Source organism: Pseudomonas sp. P5_152 (assembly GCF_033989915.1).
Lineage (GTDB): Bacteria > Pseudomonadota > Gammaproteobacteria > Pseudomonadales > Pseudomonadaceae > Aquipseudomonas.
On record NZ_JASFAH010000002.1, the window covers coordinates 500,725 to 518,182 of the forward strand.

Sequence of the window (17,458 nt, forward strand, 5' to 3'; positions counted from 1 at the left end):
CTTGGGGATGGTGCAATTGACAGTGGCCGTCCACTAGACGGCCACACCCCACAACAACCAGAGAACGCCACCATGAAATACGCCCACCCCGGCACTCCCGATGCCATCGTTTCCTTCAAGTCCCGCTACGGTAACTACATCGGCGGCGAGTTCGTCGCGCCTGTCAAAGGCCAGTACTTCACCAACACTTCTCCGGTCAACGGCCAACCGATCGCCGAATTCCCCCGCTCCACGGCCGAAGACATCGAAAAAGCCCTGGACGCAGCCCACGCCGCGGCCGATGCCTGGGGCAAGACCTCGGTCCAGGACCGCTCCCTGGTGCTGTTGAAAATCGCCGATCGCATCGAGCAGAACCTCGAAGTCCTGGCAATCACCGAATCCTGGGACAACGGCAAGGCCGTGCGCGAAACCCTGAACGCCGACATCCCGCTGGCGGCTGATCACTTCCGCTACTACGCCGGCTGCATCCGCGCGCAGGAAGGCAGCTCTGCGGAAATCAACGAACACACCGCGGCCTATCACTTCCACGAACCGCTGGGCGTGGTCGGCCAGATCATCCCGTGGAACTTCCCGATCCTGATGGCCGCCTGGAAACTCGCGCCGGCCCTGGCTGCCGGTAACTGCGTGGTGCTCAAGCCGGCCGAACAAACGCCGCTGGGCATCAGCGTGCTGCTGGAACTGATCGGCGACCTGCTGCCACCGGGCGTGTTGAACGTGGTGCAAGGGTTCGGCAAAGAGGCCGGCGAAGCCCTGGCCACCAGCAAGCGCATCGCCAAGATCGCGTTCACCGGCTCGACCCCGGTCGGCTCGCACATCATGAAATGCGCCGCCGAGAACATCATTCCGTCGACCGTGGAACTGGGCGGCAAGTCGCCGAACATCTTCTTCGCCGACATCATGCAAGCCGAAGAATCGTTCATCGAAAAAGCCGCAGAAGGCCTGGTGCTGGCGTTCTTCAACCAGGGCGAAGTCTGCACCTGCCCATCGCGCGCCCTGGTGCAAGAGTCGATCTACGACGATTTCATGAAAGTCGTGATGAAGAAGGTCCTGCAAATCAAGCGCGGCGACCCGCTCGACACCGACACCATGGTCGGCGCCCAGGCTTCCGAGCAGCAATTCGACAAGATTCTCTCCTACCTGGAAATCGCCAAGGGCGAAGGCGCCGAGCTGCTGACCGGTGGCAAGGTGGAAAAACTCGAGGGCAACCTGGCGACCGGCTATTACATCCAGCCGACCCTGCTCAAGGGCACCAACAAAATGCGCGTGTTCCAGGAAGAAATCTTCGGCCCAGTGGTGAGCATCACCACCTTCAAGGACGAAGCCGAAGCCCTGGCCATTGCCAACGACACCGAGTTCGGCCTCGGTGCCGGCCTCTGGACCCGCGACATCAACCGCGCCTACCGCATGGGCCGGGCGATCAAGGCCGGTCGCGTCTGGACCAACTGCTACCACCTGTACCCGGCACACGCCGCGTTCGGTGGCTACAAGAAGTCCGGTGTCGGCCGTGAAACCCACAAGATGATGCTCGATCACTACCAACAGACCAAAAACCTGCTGGTGAGCTACGACATCAACCCGCTGGGCTTCTTCTGATCCGCTACGAGACCGAGTAACGGCGATCGCGAGCAAGGCCCTGCCCCTACAGGATTACGTCGTACCTGTAGGCGCGAGCCTTGCCGTTGAGACAACTATTCCACCGAGGTAAAGCAAGATGAGTGCGGCTTCTCTGTATCCCGTTCGTCCCGAGGCTCTGGCCAATACCCTGACTGACGAGGCGACCTACAAGGCCATGTACCAGCAGTCGGTCGTCAACCCGGACGGCTTCTGGCGCGAACAAGCCAAGCGCCTCGACTGGATCAAGCCTTTCACCACGGTGAAGCAGACCTCGTTCGACGACCACCATGTCGACATCAAGTGGTTCGCCGACGGCACCCTGAACGTTTCCTACAACTGCCTCGACCGTCACCTGGCCGAGCGCGGCGACCAGATCGCGATCATCTGGGAAGGCGATGACCCAACCGAGAGCCGCAACATCACCTACCGCGAGCTGCACGAACAAGTCTGCAAGTTTGCCAACGCCCTGCGTGGCCAGGATGTGCACCGCGGCGACGTGGTGACTATCTATATGCCGATGATCCCCGAAGCCGTGGTCGCCATGCTGGCCTGCACCCGGATCGGCGCGATTCACTCGGTGGTGTTCGGCGGCTTCTCACCCGAAGCCCTGGCCGGGCGGATCATCGACTGCAAATCGAAAGTGGTGATCACCGCGGACGAAGGCCTGCGTGCCGGTAAGAAAATTTCCCTCAAGGCCAACGTCGACGACGCGCTGACCAACCCGGAAACCAGCAGCATCCAGAAAGTCATCGTGTGCAAGCGCACCGGTGGCGACATCAAGTGGAACCAGCATCGCGACATCTGGTACGAAGACCTGATGAAAGTCGCGGGCACCGTCTGCGCGCCGAAAGAAATGGGCGCCGAAGAAGCGCTGTTCATCCTCTACACCTCCGGCTCCACCGGCAAGCCCAAGGGCGTTCAGCACACCACCGGCGGCTACCTGCTGTACGCGGCGCTGACCCATGAGCGCGTGTTCGACTACCGTCCGGGCGAAATCTACTGGTGCACCGCCGACGTCGGCTGGGTCACTGGCCACACCTACATCGTCTACGGCCCGCTGGCCAATGGCGCGACCACCCTGCTGTTCGAAGGTGTGCCGAACTACCCGGACATCACCCGGGTGGGGAAAATCGTCGACAAGCACAAGGTCAATATCCTCTACACCGCGCCGACCGCGATCCGCGCGATGATGGCCTCCGGCACTGCGGCCTGCGAAGGCACCGATGGCAGCAGCCTGCGTCTGTTGGGTTCGGTGGGTGAGCCGATCAACCCAGAAGCTTGGGACTGGTACTACAAGAACGTCGGACAATCGCGTTGCCCGATCGTCGACACCTGGTGGCAGACCGAAACCGGCGCCACCCTGATGAGCCCGCTGCCGGGCGCTCACGCCCTCAAGCCGGGCTCTGCGGCGCGTCCGTTCTTCGGCGTGGTACCGGCGCTGGTGGATAACCTGGGCAACATCATCGAAGGTGCGGCCGAAGGCAACCTGGTGATCCTCGACTCGTGGCCAGGCCAGGCCCGTACCCTGTACGGCGACCATGACCGTTTTGTCGACACCTACTTCAAGACCTTCCGTGGCATGTACTTCACCGGCGACGGTGCTCGTCGCGACGAAGACGGCTACTGGTGGATAACCGGCCGGGTGGATGACGTGCTCAACGTCTCCGGCCACCGCATGGGCACCGCCGAGATCGAAAGCGCGATGGTCGCCCACCCGAAAGTCGCCGAGGCCGCCGTAGTCGGTGTGCCGCACGACATCAAGGGCCAGGGGATCTATGTCTACGTCACCCTCAACGGTGGCGAAGAGCCGAACGAAGCGTTGCGCCTGGAACTGAAGAACTGGGTGCGCAAGGAGATCGGTCCGATCGCCTCGCCGGATGTCATCCAGTGGGCGCCAGGGCTGCCGAAAACCCGTTCGGGGAAAATCATGCGCCGCATCCTGCGCAAGATTGCCACGGCTGAGTACGATGGCTTGGGTGACATCTCGACCCTGGCCGACCCGGGTGTGGTGCAGCATTTGATCGATACTCACAAGACCATGAACGTCGCGTAGGCGCGGTTCTCGAGTCACCAGAAGCCCCGCCGGCATTGCGCCGAGCGGGGCTTTTTCGTAGTGCTCGCCGTTTGCTGGGAAATGCCCAATCCCCCGTAGCAGCTGTCGAGCCCGCGAGGCTGCGTTCGAGGACGCAGTCCTCGTCGCCCTACACTCAATTTGCATGTGGTTCAGTGCCCCGCAACCGCAGGCCTGCCAGCCGCACGCGGGCCCGATTTGAAGCCGTGAACCCGAGCGCTCCAGACAATTGCAAACCCCACACCCACCAACACCACCATTGCCCATGGAAAAGAGGCGACGCCCCACCTATCCAGCAACACCCCACCCACCACCCCACTCCCCGCAATCGCGCTATTCCAGGCCACTACATTCAACGACAACGCCACATCAGCCCCATCCCCGGCCGCATCCGCCAGTGCCGTTTGCAGCAACGTCGCCGCCCCACCGAAGCTCAACCCCCAAACCGCCACACCGATGTAGATCACCTCAGGCACGCGACCCAAAAAACCTAACATCACGCAAACCGTCACAAACGCTGCCAAGCTCACTAACACAGTCTTGCGCAACAATGGCTCAACCAATTTGGCAGTCACCCAGATCCCCACCAACGCCGCAATACCAAACACCAACAACACCAAATCCACTTGATCCCCCAACCCCGCCGGCGCCACAAACGGAGCGATGTAGGTGTAGAGAATGTTGTGTGCCAGCATCCAGCTGATCACCACCGCTAGCACAGGTCGTACGCCCGGCGTGGTCAGCACGGTTCGCAGCGACATGCGCTGGTGCGCAGCTTGGGGTGGGTAGTCAGGGACTTTCACCAGGACCCAGGCAATCAGCACCAGGGTCAGGGCCGACATGATGCCGAAGGTGGTGCGCCAACCTACGAGGCCGCCCAGCCAAGTCCCGAGGGGTACGCCTAGGGCCAAAGCAATCGGTGTGCCGACCATGGCCAGCGCCAGCGCCTTGCCCTGTTGATGGGGCGCAACCATGCGACGTGCGTAGCCGGCCAGCAGGCTCCAGGCCAACCCCGCCGCGACACCGGCGAAGAAGCGCGCCACCAGAGTCACGCCATAATGGGATGACAGCGCGGTGATGGAATTGAACAACAAGAAACCGACGATGGTCAGCAGCAGCACGTTACGGCGGCGCCAGCCGCGGGTGGCGATGGTCATGGGGATGACCGCCAGCACCGAGCCCAGAGCGTAAGCGGTGACCATCTGGCCGGCCATGGAGGGGGAAATCGCCAGGCCTTCACTGATCAGCGGCAACAGCCCAGCGGGCAGGGTTTCGGTAACGATGCAGATGAATCCGGTCATGGCCAGAGCAAGCAACGCGCCGATGGGCAGGCGGTCGGGCGCTGCCGATAAGGTGATTGTGGGTGTCACGGGAGACTCCTTGAGCGAGGACTTCAGATTTAAATACTGATCGATACATATGTTGAGGAAGGCAAGCGCTCGTTGTCAACGACTTATGTATCGACTAGTATTTATCTCGTCATTCAGAGGAGCCTTGTAATGGCGCAAATGGGCCGCCCCCGCACTTTCGACCGCGACCACGCCGTGGAACAGGCCTTGCACCTGTTTTGGCAACACGGCTACGACGCGACCTCCCTCGCTCAGTTGAAAGCCGGACTCGGTGGCGGGATCTCCGCGCCGAGCTTTTACGCGGCGTTCGGTTCCAAGGAAGCATTGTTTGATGAGTGCGTGCAGCGTTACCTGGCGACCTTCGCCCAGGTCACCGAATGCCTGTGGGACGAGAGCCTGCCGCCACGCCAGGCCATCGAGACCGCGCTGCGCCAGTCGGCGCGCATGCAGTGTGAAGAAGGCCATCCCAAGGGCTGCATGGTGACCCTCGGCATGATGAGCGCGCCCAGCCCAGAGAATGCTCGGGTGGTCGAAGCCCTGACCCAATCTCGCGCCCGCACTCGCGCGGGGATTCTGGCGTGTGTTGAACTGGGTGTGAGTGCCGGCCAGTTGCCGGGCAATATTGACGCGCCCGCGATGGCTACGGTGTTCGACAGTTTCTTGCAGGGTATTTCCATCCTTGCTCGGGATAACACGCCGCATGGGGTCATTGATGCGGCCATCACCCAGGTAATGCTGACGTGGGACATTGCTGCCTCTACCGTGCCGCCCACCCATTGCAATGGTTAAAAGAGACTGATTGATTGAGCCGGTGAAAGATGTGTGGAAACCAACGTTTGTACCACGAGGCTATTGCTAAACTTTCCTTTCAACCGCTTCACTTAATAGGCAGTTGTCGCCCAGGAGCGGACACTGGGCAGCCGTTTCGAATAGGCGATAGTGTCGACACGATTAGCCAACAACTGTAAGGACAAGGAATGTTGCGCATACTGGGTAAGGCATCATCGATCAATGTACGAAAAGTACTCTGGGCCGTGCTGAGATAGAAATCCCCTTGACGCGAGCGCTTACATCCGGTGATGCTCCAGCAAGAAATCCACGAACAACCGCACCCGCGCCGGCATTGTCGAACCACCGACGAACACCGCATGAATCGATTCCTGGTCGCCTGGGTTCCAGGCTTCCAGCAGCGGTATCAGGTCGCCGCGTTGCAGATCCTCGCTCACGCTGAATTCGCCGATACGCGCAATGCCGGCACCTACTCGCGCGAGTTGTGCCAGCGCTTCACCACTGCTGCATTCGATGTTGCCGCTGACCTTCAGGGAAAACTCACGTGCGTCGCGGATGAACGGCCAATTGGGTTCTGCACGTCGGAAGTTGAAGCGTAGGCAGTTGTGCCGTAGCAGGTCTTCCGGTTCCTGGGGGGTACCGTGGCGCTGCAGATATTCGGGCGATGCCACCACTACCTGGCCGGTGGCGCCGATCCTGCGCGCGGTCAGCGGGCTGTCCGGCAGATGGCCAAAGCGTACCGCTACGTCGGCCTGGCCGCCGAGAATGTCGACGACTTCGTCGCCGAGGGTGAGGTCGACGACGATGTTCGGGTAGCGAGCGCTGAATGCTGCCACCAAGGGAACGATGGCCAGCCGCCCATGGCCAAGGGCGGCGCTGACCCGCAATCGGCCCCTTGGTACGCCCTGGTCGGCGATGGCTTCTTCGACCTCGGCCATGTCGGCCAGGATCCGTCGGGCGCCCCGCAGGAACGCCTCACCCTCTGCGGTGAAGGTGATCGCTCGAGTGGTTCGCAACAGCAGGCGGGTACCAAGACGTTGTTCGGTACGCGCGATGATCCGACTGACCGCCGAGGGTGTCAGCCCCAATGCACGCGAGGCGGCCGACAGGCTGCCTTCCTGCGCCACGGTGGCGAACACGGCCATTTCACCCGACTTGCCGCTGAAGTCCATTTGTGCCCCTTACGCAAAGGTGATTGCCAAAAATGCTATCTACCGCTTGAAAAGGCTGGATCGTAGCATTGGCAGCATAGATAAGGAGCCTTCCATGCGTATCAATCCACCACTAGTCGCACTCGCCATAGGTGCCTTTGGCATTGGCGTTACCGAGTTTGCCCCCATGGGCATGTTGCCGGGTATCGCTGCCGATCTCGGCGTTTCCATTCCCGCCGCAGGTCTGTTGGTCAGCGCTTACGCCCTGGGCGTACTGCTCGGCGCGCCGCTGATGACCCTGACCACCGGCAAGATTCCCCGGCGCTATCTGCTGATCGGACTCATGGCGATTTTCACCCTGGGTAATCTGATGTCAGCCCTGGCTACCGATTACTACAGCCTCATGGTCGCCAGGGTGGTGACCTCGCTGAACCACGGTGCGTTCTTTGGCGTTGGCTCGATCGTCGCCGCCAGCGTGGTCGCCCCTGAGAAGCGTGCCGGGGCGGTTGCGGCAATGTTCATGGGCCTGACCCTGGCGACCATCGGCGGCGTGCCGCTTGCCGCCTGGTTTGGCGAACTGTTCGGCTGGCGCACCGCATTCTGGGGTATTACCGGCCTCGGCGTGGTGGCCATGGCGGCGTTGTGGTTCGCCCTGCCCAACCTGCCGGCGCCGAAAAGCGTCGGTGTACTGGCAGAGATTCGGGCACTGGGCCGTGGCCCAGTGTTGGGGGCGCTGGCCCTGACCGTAGTCGGCTCGGGGGCAATGTTTACTGTCTTCACCTACATCGCGCCCATCCTCAGCAGCGAGACCCACGCGTCCACCGCTTACATCACAGCCATGCTGGTGCTGTTCGGTGTGGGGTTGACGCTGGGCAACATGTGGGGCGGGAGGGCCGCCGACCGCTCGATAGATCGCACCCTGATCGTTTCGCTGAGCGTACTGATTCTGGTCTTGCTGGCGTTCACCGTACTGATGCGTTGGCCGCTGCCGGCCGCCGTGGCCATCTTGATATGGGGTATCGCCAGCTTCGCCCTGGTACCGCCGCTACAGATGCGCGTCATGGAAGCGGCCAAGGACGCGCCTAATTTGGCCTCTGCGGTGAACATCGGAGCGTTCAACTTCGGCAACGCGATTGGTGCGGCGCTGGGCGGCGCGGTGATCAATGCCGGGTTGGGTTATCCAGCGATCTCCCTAGCCGGAGCGGCTATGGCGAGTCTGGGGCTGCTGATGGTGTTGGCGTATGCCTGGCGCTCCAGATCGATTGCCGCAGCGCTTGTGTGACGATGATGTGAGGGGGCTGTTAGTCGCCATGGATGAGTGACGGCTAGCGGCCAGACACAACCTAGGGAGGATTGAGCCTGGTGTCCAAAGCGAATTGTTCTTGGCTAACGAGCTCAAACAGATCCTGCGCAGCAGCGGGATTCATCAGCACATTCCAGCTGTGCCGAGAAACCGCCGAAGGTATCAATACGAAGGGATGCTGAGCTAGGAGGCCGTCACCGAACTGCTGTTGGCCGCGGCCGGGGGAGCCTGGAAATAGCCAGTTGGCATTCGGTACCGAGTTCGGCATCACCCGGTGAACCAACTTGATTTCTTTTACCCGGGCACACGTCAAGACGTGTGGGACAGTGTCCAATGCCTGAAAGCCTTTATGCACCGCCACCTCAAGAATTGCCGTGGAAGGATCCGCCGAGCAATACACAGCCTTGCAACCTTTAGAGTTCCACCGGCCGCCGGCAATTTCAGCGCCTATACCGGACGACCAGGTGGACGCATGCTTCTCCTGATCAAGACGCCACAAATACAACTCACCATTGCCTGGCACTATCGTCATCAGGAATACACCCCATACTCCATGCGCGTCAAAAAGTCCTCGACAAGCTCGAAGCCCATTTGCGTGGTCAGAAGATCTATAGGCGCCTTCCCTTCAAGCCCCATTGCTGGCGACGTCATCCAATTAACCGCTTGCTGACGATCACCCAACACTTCTTCAGCCTTGCTCAACACCGTAGCCAAGCGCCAGGTGCCGTTTGTTTGTTCAGCGGTCAGCGGCTCAGGACTCTTGATCCGACGCTGCACCGTACGATCAGACAGGCCAATGATCTTAGAAAAAACGTGATGGTCACGGAACTGGCTGTACGATTGAACAAACGAGATGACCAGGTCCGACGGAAAACCTTTCTCCATGAGCGCGTGAAGCTCAAATGCGTTGGTGGCTTTGAGCTTTTTCCCCTCACCGAACAGCAATTGCAGCGGACGTATTGGGTCGTACGCTATTGGATAGGACTCTTTGCCTGCAGCAATCATGATCGCACTCCTCTGCCATATGGCTAAAATATAGCGCCACTTGACAGAAATTGCCAGCTACGTCGAAAGAGGTCACTTCCCGATGATAGGACCGAAGGGGGACGACGGGACCGAAGGGGGACGGATTTATTAATAGGGCAGGCAGTCCGCCTTTGGCCGATTGCTGCCCGTTACGAAGGGCCCCAATCGACCCAAAGCCGTCACTCGAGAATGCCCAAGACATGAATGCATTCATACACTCATGTCGTTCAGGCCCCTCTCAGATCATTGTTTGACCAAGTCCCCCGGTTTCCATGCCTTGTCGAAGAACGCCTTGGTCGGGCCGTACAGGCGCAGGATCACGAAGAAGCCTTTGCCTGGCAGGGTACGAATCCAGTTCTTGCCTGCACCCGGTGACTCGGGCCCGAAGTGCACGTCAATCGAACCGTCGGCATTCACCAAAGGTTTATCCATGGTGTTCAACGACGGGAACGGCTGGCCGTTGTCCACGCCAGACGCCGTGATCGAGTCATACACCGTCACCGACCAGAACAACGCCGCCGGGATGCCTTTGGGCAGGTTCAACGTGTAGGCGTTGCTGCCCGAGAGGAACTCGCCCTTGGCGTCGACGAAGGTGGCCGGGTACTTGGCGCCGACGTTCTCCATGTTTACCGCCATGCCCGGGCTGGCCGAGTAGGCATTGGTGAAGAAGCCGGTGCGCGGATCGATGTAGTTGAAGGTGTCGGCGGTGAACGTGGCATTGCCCGGGAAGACGTTCAGCCACTTGCGGTCCGGATACCAGGTGCCATTGGTGACGATGGTTTGTGGTGTGTAGGAAGTGGCGTGACCCATTTTACTCGCGGTTTTCGCGGCTTTGTCGAGTAGGTCGCGGGTCGCTGCGTCCGGCTGGAACGGCTTGCCCTTGATGATGCCCAGGGCAGCAAGCATGCCGCGCATTTCCATGTCTTGCGGATCGACATATTCATGGTCAATGAACCGCGAAAGCATGTCGAACGCGCTGCCATCGGTGGGGTAGAGCATGTTGATCGGCGTTTTCGAGGCGTTCGGGAACTCCATCTTCCTGGCTGTGGCTTCTTTACCCAGTGGATAGATGCGCGTCTGTTCCATGAGCGTGACCGGTGCTTCCAGCTGTTTCGGGTCCTTGAAGAAACCGCGCCAGAACACAAACACGTTGTAGGTACGTGAGCGGTAGGTCAGGTAACCAGGAGGTACTTGCCCCTGGTAATCCGGTGGCAGCACCAGGTACTTGGCACCCTTGCCTTTGTCCGGGCCAGGCAGGCCGACATCGCCGCACCACTGGCGACCGTCGATCTGGCCTTCGGAGCAGATCGGGCGTTGGAAGAAATCGTCGAGAATGCCCTGCATTCCCGGCGGCACTTCAATCACCATCGGGCCGTCCTGCTTCAGGTCCAGATAGCCCATGGCATAGATCACGTCGGAGTTCGGCGTGGTCACCAGGGTCTTGGCGTTGAGTCGGTCTTTCCAGATCGGCAGTACGTTGTAGCCGGCACCGAAGGTTTTCTCCGAGCTTTCTTTCATGGCGTACATGTTCAGTGCCGGCAGAGCCCAGATGTAGGACTGCACGCCACGCTGAAATAACAGCTCGCTCTTGAGCTGGGCCACGCCTTCAAGAGTTGGATAACCGCCAGCGAAGGGCAGATCCGCCAGTTGTTCATAGTGCGTGGCCGCCTGGGCGCCGAGGCTGACCGAAATCGCCAATGCCAGTGTGGTCAGTGTTTTGCTGGCTGCTTTCATCTTCGAAGTCCTTTTCAATTGGCTTTCACCACCGCCGGTGGCGTCCAGCTACCGTCGAGTGCGTCGGCCTGCGGCCAGTAGGCGCGAATGTACAGCGAGAAATCGGCATCTTTAGGCGCAGGCAGCCAGTTGCTTTCCTTGTCCTTGCCCGGTGATTGGCTTTGCACGTAGACGGTCAGCGAGCCGTCAGGATTGGTTTGCAGGGATTTGTTCTTGGTGCCGATGGAGTAACGCTTGAGCTCGTTGGGCGAGAAGAAGTGCTGTTCGTTGTACAGCGTCAGCGACCAGAACCCCTTGACCGGTGGCAGCTTGCCTTTGGCGAACGTCACGCTGTAGCCGTGCTGACCGTTGAGGCGCTGGCCGCTTTCGTCCAGGTCCTGATAGAAGTACTTGGTTTCTTTTTGCGGGTTGACGAAGATGTTTGAGCGAGCCACGGCGGTACGGGTGAAATAGTCAGTGCCGAAGGCTGCACCGTTGCTGATAGTGCTCCAGTTATTGGGCAGTTGCAGACCGTAATTACGGAATTGCAGAAGTGGGTCGATCACTTCGCTGTCAGCCTTTTTTGCCTCGTCGATCATCGCGGCACGAAGCTGCGGGTCGGCCTTGGCGATGGCAGCCAGGGCGGCCATTTGCGCATAACGGGCTTCTTCGCCCGGCAATGGCTTGGCGTCCTTGAGCAGGGCCGGCAGTTCGTCGAAGAACTTCTCTGGGATCACCCACTTGGTTTCGCCCTTGCTGTCCGAGACCTGGGAGGGGAATTTTGGCAGCTTGGCCCAGTCGCGCTGTTTGACCTTGCCGTCATATTGGGACAATGGGTACATGTCGATACCGGCCAGGGCCGGTTGCACGGCCTGGCGATCAGCGGCCGTGTCGTCTTGGAATACACGGGGAACCACGAAACCCGTGTTGGTACGCGCACGGAACACCTTGGTGATGCCAGCGGGCACCTTGCCGTTCCAGTCCGGGCCGACCAGCAGGTAGAAACCCGGTTGGGTGTTATACATTTTGCCCAGCTCGGCGAAGCTGTCGGAGCGCAGGTCGACCACCTGATACACCCAGAAGCGACCATTGAAATCCGGAACTTGTAGCACCACCGGCTCAATGTCCAAGGCAATACTGCCGTCGCCGTACACCACGTCCTGGTTCGGACAGGCCACAAGGCGCTCGGCCGGGTCAATATAGTCGCTGAGCATCGACAACCGATTGATCGGGGCCACCGGAACGATGCCCCCCATCAAACCGGGTTCGGGCAGGTCCTTGAAGGCCTGGCGACGATTGAAAATATTGGCCATCGGCCAACCCCAGAAATACGCTTCGCGCGCCATCATTCGCACATAGGGTTCGGTAACCTTGGTACCGGCGACAGGCCCAGCGACAGTCGCTTGAACTGCAGGGCTCTGGGCGGCGAGCGCTGAAGTTGTGACGAGCGTACTGACCAACGTGAGTGCAAAGAGGGTGCGGCGATGGGGCAATCGATTCATACAGCATCCTTTCTAGATGGCATTTCACCTGAGTAGGTGAGTCGGCTGACAAGATAGACCATCTTCTTCGTTTAATCATGATTCTCTGGGACGGCTCGTATTGGCCGATTGCTGCCCGATACTACAGGCAGAAATCGGTCAGAAGTGGACGTTCGAGCACTTGCTTTTCTCGATGGCTATTGCAATGGCCCGATTGCAGCGCTGCGGGTCCCGGCGAACGCACTCGTGCCAAGCCAGCGCCATATGTTTTGCGCATCCTGTACAGCCCCGTCTACACGCAGTTCTTGCGACTGAAGAACCTCCCTTGGTGTTCGGTCGCCCGCCCAGACCTCAGTTAACGCGCGCACGCTAGAGTCCACGACGAGGGTGAGCTCGCGTCCGGGATCGTCGCGGCACAGATCTGCCACACCCTGTTCGACCACCAGCCACCAGTCTTGCTCGCCGGCCCGCGCGTCGCGGAATCTGAAATGGATGACCACTGTCCTGGGCGGGAACATCTCGATGCGTGCGAACCGGCGCACGTCCCACATGAGCAAGCCCGCGTCGAGTTCGTTATCGCGAAGGCGACTGCCTATCCAACGCGCGCCCCAATGGCCAAGCGCCATAATGATGGGACGCAACTCCTCGCCTGCCTCAGTCAGGCTGTACTCCCAGACGTAAGACGGCGCGGCAATGGGCCAGTTGCATACGCGCCTGCTGGCGAACGCCGTTGATATCGTGAACGGTGACCTGAAGGATTTGTGCGAGGTCGCCAGCGCTTACGCCGTGACAATCGTATGCGGCATCAATGAATGCGAGCGGCATAACGGAGGCGGCACGCTATATAACAGCGTAGTCGTTATCGGTACCAACGGCGAAGTACTGAACCGACATCGCAAGCTGATGCCAACGAACCCCGAGCGCATGGTCCATGGTTTCGGTGATGCCTCAGGGTTGCGTACGGTCGACACACCCGTCGGCCGCATCGGTACGCTCATCTGCTGGGAAAACTACATGCCCCTGGCGCGCTATGCTTTGTATGCACAGGGCGTGGAAATCTACGTCGCCCCCACGTACGACACCGGCGAGGGCTGGATTAGCACGATGCGTCACATTGCACTCGAAGGCCGTTGCTGGGTGCTCGGCAGCGGTACGTCGTTGCGCGGTAGCGACATTCCTGATGACTTCCCATCTCGTGCGCAACTGTTTCCCGATCCGCAAGAGTGGATCAACGACGGCGACTCGGTGGTGGTCAACCCACAAGGCCGCATCGTGGCCGGCCCATTACACCGAGAGACGGGCATTGTGTATGCGGACATCGATGTCTCGCTCGTGGCGCCAGCACGGCGGACGCTTGACGTCACCGGGCACTATGCGCGCCCTGACATTTTCCAACTGCAGGTTCGACGCACGCCAGCAACTGCGGTGCACTACATTGACGGGTGAAGCCCGCTAACGCGTTGACGGCCCCTCCCCACTCCGGCGGCAGCCGTAACCACTGATCAAGGAGTCATTCCATGAGCATAGAAAAGTCTTACAACGGCCGTTGTTTTTGCGGCGCGGTCGAGTTCACCCTCAGCGGTGAACCGGCCGCCATGGGCTATTGCCATTGCGAGTCGTGTCGACATTGGTCAGCGGGGCCGGTCAACGCGTTCACACTGTGGAAACCCGAGGCAGTGCAAGTCACTCGGGGTGCTGAGAGCATTGGCACCTACAACAAGACACCGCGCAGTTATCGCAAATGGTGCAAGCAGTGTGGCGGGCACCTCTTCACCGAACACCCGGAAATGGGACTCATCGACGTGTATGCCGCGGTGATCTCCGATCTCGCGTATTCGCCAAGCGTCCACGTCCACTATCAGGAGACCAGACTGCCCATCAAAGATGGGTTGCCCAAGCTCAAGGATGTCCCCAGCGAATTAGGGGGATCGGGCATCAGCGTGGACGAATAGAATTCGCACGGTAGCGTGGGGCGTGCCAACCTCGCTTGGGCCCGCCCTCGCCTCACATTCATCATTGCTCTGGCGTAACTCGGGTTTTGCCCTGCGTCAAAGCCAGGCTCAACAGGACCGAAATCAACAGGATGCCGCCGACTATGGCCAGCGACCATTGAACCGGCAGATGCCACCACGGCGCGACCAGCATCTTGCTGCCGATGAACACCAGTACGATGGCCAGGCCATATTTGAGCAAGTGGAAACGGTAGGCCATGTCGGCAAGCAGAAAATACAGTGCGCGCAGGCCCATGATGGCGAAAATGTTGGAGGTGAACACGATGAAGGGGTCGGTGGTCACGGCGAAGATCGCCGGGATGCTGTCGACCGCGAACACCAGGTCACTGGCCTCGATCAGGACCAGCACCAGGAACATCGGCGTCGCCCAGCGCAGGCCGTTCTGGCGCACGAAGAAGCGCTCGCCGTGAAAGCCGTCGGTGATCCGCAGATGGCTACGTAGCCAGCACAGCAAAGGGTTTTTATCGAGATCGGGCTGCTGGTTGGCGAAGATCAGCATCTTGACGCCGGTGATAACCAGGAAAGCGCCAAAGACATACAGCAGCCAGGCAAACTCCTGCACCAGCCAGGCACCGGCGAAAATCATCCCGGCGCGCATGATGATGGCGCCGAGCACGCCATAGAGCAGGACGCGGCGCTGCAACTCTGGCGGCACGGCGAAATAGCCGAAGATCATCACGAAAACGAACATGTTGTCGATCGACAGCGACTGCTCGATCAGATAGCCCGTGAGGAATTCGAGCGTTGTACGCTGGGCCACTTCGGCGCCGAACTGGCTGCGCAGATACCACCAGAGCAGCCCCGCGAAGAGCAACGCCAAACTGCTCCAGGCGATGACCCAGGACAGCGCTTCACGCACCGAAACACGATGCGCCTTGCGCCCGCCGAAGACGAAAAGGTCCAGCGCCAGCATGGCGAGAACGAATCCGATGAAGGCGGCCCACATCCAGGACTGGCCGACGCTGATGGCAGTCATTCAACTATCCAGGTTTGGTCGATACTCATGCAGAGCGGCGCGATTACTCGCCTAATGCCAGTGATCATGCTAACGGGCATGTCGCAACAACAAAAATCGTTTATTCGTGGCTTGTTGTTCGTTTTTTCCGAAGTATTAAAGCCGGCAGTGCAGGCCTATATTGAATAGTGTCGATCCAGTTAGTTGACGCGTTAAGAGATCGCCGAGGGTGGACAAACGACAGTGCTGGGGGCGCTAGCGGATAACCCAGAATGTTTGGAGGTGCCACATGAGGAAGTATCAACAACTCTTTCTGATCGCAGGTTCAACCATGCGTCACTCGCCAGCGATGGAGCGGGCAATCGCACTGGCCGATGCCACCGGTGCAGCGCTGCATATCGCGGTGTTCATCTTTATTGCGGGGCCGCCAACCAAAGCGATGGTCGACTTTGCGACGCATACGCGAGCGGATGTCTTCGTCATGGGAAATACCCATCACCAAGGGGTGGCCAAGCTGCTTGGCAGTACCACGGAGCATGTCCTGTATCAGGTGCCCTGCAGCGTGTTGGCGATCAAGGTAGAAGGTGCAAGGAAAGCGGCCCGATGCTGACTACAATGTTGCGCATTTGGGAATGCCTCAAGAAGACAATACTTGCGAGTGTTGTTGTGCTGGGGCCTCGTGTCTGTGCGATTGCTGCCAGGTTAGCTGCTCCCGAACTTTAGCTACTGCATCCAAGACGCTCTGTGCCCAGTTCTCATCTTCGGGATGCACGACAACCACGCGAAAACCGTGATCATGCCCTTCAGTCCGCACGCCGTCGGAATCATCGACATGCAAGTCGATATCGAAGGCTAGCGGAAATTTCGAGGGCGAGTTCGCAAGCCCATGCGCCGTCAGGGCGTGGTAATGCCGAACACTGTTGACCACACCGTCGACGCGGATACCGTAGAGCAATAGCCAACGCCGGATGTAGGACGGAGTGCGGCCGGACGAGGTGTAGACCCAGATGCTGCAACCCTGGCGACGTAACTCTCGGGTCAGGGAACGCGTTCCGATACGCAACGGCTCCCCCAGCCAACGATGAACACAGGCCGGCAGCCAGCTTTTTTCAACGGCGCAGTGGTGCAGTTGGCAAGCCAGCGTGTCATCAATATCGAACGAAATCCGTATGCGCTGACGTCTGAACACGTGCATCGGGATGACACACTGGATTGCTTGCCATACCCGGCTACCGGAAGTTCGGCATTTTGCGAGCGTTGGATACCAGCTCATCAATGCCCTCTCTGATAGACGGGCGAGGGTTTGTCGCTCAGGAAAAACCTCATTGAGTCAGGCGCCTGCTCTTCCAGGAAAGCCGCATACTTTTTCTTGATCTTGGGCAACTCGTACAATGCCTTGACACCATGCTTGGCGGAGTTTCGTATGACCGATGACGGGTTGAAGTAACCCTCGGCGTTGTCCAGTGCCAGTACGAACGGCGGCAGTCCTGCGCGCATCAGCAAGTAGCTGACGATCAGTGATCCGCTGCGGTTATTGCCTTCAATGAACAATTGCGGCTTGCTGAGGATACGTACATAGACACCGGCCGCACGCTTCCAGACTGATTCGCTGCGATACGCGCCGTACCAATTGTATAAGTCCTTGATTCCTCCCTCTACATTGTTGAAGAAGTGCTCCTCAGTCGCAGCAAGGTGCTGGGCATACTCCCGTCGGCGCGCTGGGTTTCGACCGCAGAGAACGGTGGCATTGATTTCCAGCATCAGGTTCAGTTGCTGAAGATCAAACAAGTCGACGCCACTTGCAACGTAGTCGTCGATCAGCGCATAGCCCTCGAGCACATTGTGCAGCACTTCATCAGTCAAGGGGTCACGCGCCTCTGTAAAGTGCCTGCTTAGCTCGGCAAAGCGGCTTTGCACCTCACGCAGTGCGTGCTCAATCGCTGGCAAATCAAGACGGCGCGTTGCAGACATTGGCAATCCCGAGAGACGGTAGA

At 59.6% G+C, this 17,458-nt stretch carries 16 protein-coding genes and 2 pseudogenes; 8 read left to right on the forward strand and 10 right to left on the reverse strand.

Annotation, left to right across the window (positions count from 1 at the left end):
- Positions 1 to 72 precede the first annotated feature (72 nt).
- Together QMK50_RS02035 and acs are read left to right on the forward strand one after the other, a co-directional pair.
- Positions 73 to 1,593, forward strand: a complete 1,521-nt coding sequence (locus QMK50_RS02035; protein ID WP_095168548.1) for an aldehyde dehydrogenase family protein — start codon at positions 73 to 75, stop codon at positions 1,591 to 1,593.
- A 118-nt stretch (positions 1,594 to 1,711) separates the two neighbouring features.
- Positions 1,712 to 3,667, forward strand: coding sequence for an acetate--CoA ligase (gene acs, locus QMK50_RS02040; protein WP_320332390.1), 1,956 nt, complete (start codon positions 1,712 to 1,714; stop codon positions 3,665 to 3,667).
- A gap of 170 nt (positions 3,668 to 3,837) precedes the next feature.
- Here acs and QMK50_RS02045 read toward each other — a convergent pair whose 3' ends face one another.
- Entirely contained in the window at positions 3,838 to 5,055 is a 1,218-nt protein-coding gene (locus tag QMK50_RS02045; RefSeq protein ID WP_159996399.1) for an MFS transporter, read from the reverse strand.
- A 129-nt stretch (positions 5,056 to 5,184) separates the two neighbouring features.
- Here QMK50_RS02045 and QMK50_RS02050 point away from each other — a divergent pair, with 129 nt between their 5' ends.
- Both QMK50_RS02050 and QMK50_RS27310 read left to right on the forward strand, forming a co-directional pair.
- On the forward strand, positions 5,185 to 5,823 hold the full coding sequence (locus QMK50_RS02050; RefSeq protein ID WP_320332391.1) for a TetR/AcrR family transcriptional regulator: 639 nt from the start codon (positions 5,185 to 5,187) through the stop codon (positions 5,821 to 5,823).
- 188 nt (positions 5,824 to 6,011) lie between these two features.
- Positions 6,012 to 6,097: pseudogene (locus QMK50_RS27310) on the forward strand (glutathione S-transferase); the annotation flags it as partial.
- A 4-nt stretch (positions 6,098 to 6,101) separates the two neighbouring features.
- Here QMK50_RS27310 and QMK50_RS02055 read toward each other — a convergent pair.
- Positions 6,102 to 6,995 (reverse strand): LysR family transcriptional regulator, encoded by an 894-nt coding sequence (locus tag QMK50_RS02055; RefSeq protein WP_320332392.1) that lies wholly within the window; start codon positions 6,993 to 6,995, stop codon positions 6,102 to 6,104.
- Between the two features lie 94 nt (positions 6,996 to 7,089).
- Here QMK50_RS02055 and QMK50_RS02060 point away from each other — a divergent pair, with 94 nt between their 5' ends.
- Positions 7,090 to 8,256, forward strand: coding sequence for an MFS transporter (locus QMK50_RS02060; RefSeq protein ID WP_320332393.1), 1,167 nt, complete (start codon positions 7,090 to 7,092; stop codon positions 8,254 to 8,256).
- Positions 8,257 to 8,317: 61 nt separating this feature from the next.
- On the opposite strand, the gene QMK50_RS02065 is transcribed toward QMK50_RS02060, so the two are convergent.
- From QMK50_RS02065 to QMK50_RS02085, 5 genes and pseudogenes are all read right to left on the reverse strand, one after another.
- The gene (locus QMK50_RS02065; RefSeq protein WP_320332394.1) at positions 8,318 to 8,809 is read right to left on the reverse strand and encodes an RES family NAD+ phosphorylase; all 492 of its coding nucleotides are present in this window, start codon (positions 8,807 to 8,809) and stop codon (positions 8,318 to 8,320) included.
- A complete protein-coding gene (locus tag QMK50_RS02070; RefSeq protein ID WP_320332395.1) occupies positions 8,809 to 9,282 on the reverse strand; it encodes an antitoxin Xre/MbcA/ParS toxin-binding domain-containing protein in 474 nt (157 codons plus the stop codon). The genes QMK50_RS02065 and QMK50_RS02070 overlap by 1 nt, the downstream gene beginning before the upstream one ends.
- Positions 9,283 to 9,546: 264 nt before the next feature.
- Entirely contained in the window at positions 9,547 to 11,037 is a 1,491-nt protein-coding gene (locus QMK50_RS02075) for a DUF1254 domain-containing protein (RefSeq protein WP_320332396.1), read from the reverse strand.
- A 14-nt stretch (positions 11,038 to 11,051) separates the two neighbouring features.
- Entirely contained in the window at positions 11,052 to 12,518 is a 1,467-nt protein-coding gene (locus QMK50_RS02080; protein WP_320332397.1) for a DUF1254 domain-containing protein, read from the reverse strand.
- A gap of 176 nt (positions 12,519 to 12,694) precedes the next feature.
- A pseudogene (locus QMK50_RS02085) lies at positions 12,695 to 13,186 on the reverse strand (winged helix-turn-helix transcriptional regulator); the annotation flags it as partial.
- 4 nt (positions 13,187 to 13,190) lie between these two features.
- On the opposite strand from QMK50_RS02085, the gene QMK50_RS02090 reads away from it, so the two are divergent.
- Both QMK50_RS02090 and QMK50_RS02095 read left to right on the forward strand, forming a co-directional pair.
- Positions 13,191 to 13,943 carry a carbon-nitrogen hydrolase family protein gene (locus QMK50_RS02090; RefSeq protein WP_320332398.1) on the forward strand — a complete coding sequence of 251 codons (753 nt, stop codon included), beginning with the start codon at positions 13,191 to 13,193 and terminating at the stop codon, positions 13,941 to 13,943.
- Positions 13,944 to 14,014: 71 nt separating this feature from the next.
- Complete coding sequence (locus tag QMK50_RS02095; protein WP_320332399.1) at positions 14,015 to 14,449, forward strand: GFA family protein; 435 nt, start codon at positions 14,015 to 14,017, stop codon at positions 14,447 to 14,449.
- Between the two features lie 61 nt (positions 14,450 to 14,510).
- Here the strand turns inward: QMK50_RS02095 and QMK50_RS02100 are convergent, their stop codons facing one another.
- The gene (locus QMK50_RS02100; RefSeq protein ID WP_320332400.1) at positions 14,511 to 15,485 is read right to left on the reverse strand and encodes a TerC family protein; all 975 of its coding nucleotides are present in this window, start codon (positions 15,483 to 15,485) and stop codon (positions 14,511 to 14,513) included.
- Between the two features lie 268 nt (positions 15,486 to 15,753).
- Here QMK50_RS02100 and QMK50_RS02105 point away from each other — a divergent pair, with 268 nt between their 5' ends.
- Complete coding sequence (locus tag QMK50_RS02105; RefSeq protein ID WP_320332401.1) at positions 15,754 to 16,074, forward strand: universal stress protein; 321 nt, start codon at positions 15,754 to 15,756, stop codon at positions 16,072 to 16,074.
- 27 nt (positions 16,075 to 16,101) lie between these two features.
- On the opposite strand, the gene QMK50_RS02110 is transcribed toward QMK50_RS02105, so the two are convergent.
- Together QMK50_RS02110 and QMK50_RS02115 are read right to left on the reverse strand one after the other, a co-directional pair.
- Positions 16,102 to 16,737, reverse strand: coding sequence for a hypothetical protein (locus QMK50_RS02110; RefSeq protein WP_320332402.1), 636 nt, complete (start codon positions 16,735 to 16,737; stop codon positions 16,102 to 16,104).
- Positions 16,737 to 17,435, reverse strand: a complete 699-nt coding sequence (locus tag QMK50_RS02115; RefSeq protein WP_095169140.1) for a hypothetical protein — start codon at positions 17,433 to 17,435, stop codon at positions 16,737 to 16,739. Before QMK50_RS02115 ends, QMK50_RS02110 begins: the two co-directional genes overlap by 1 nt.
- Positions 17,436 to 17,458: the final 23 nt, after the last annotated feature.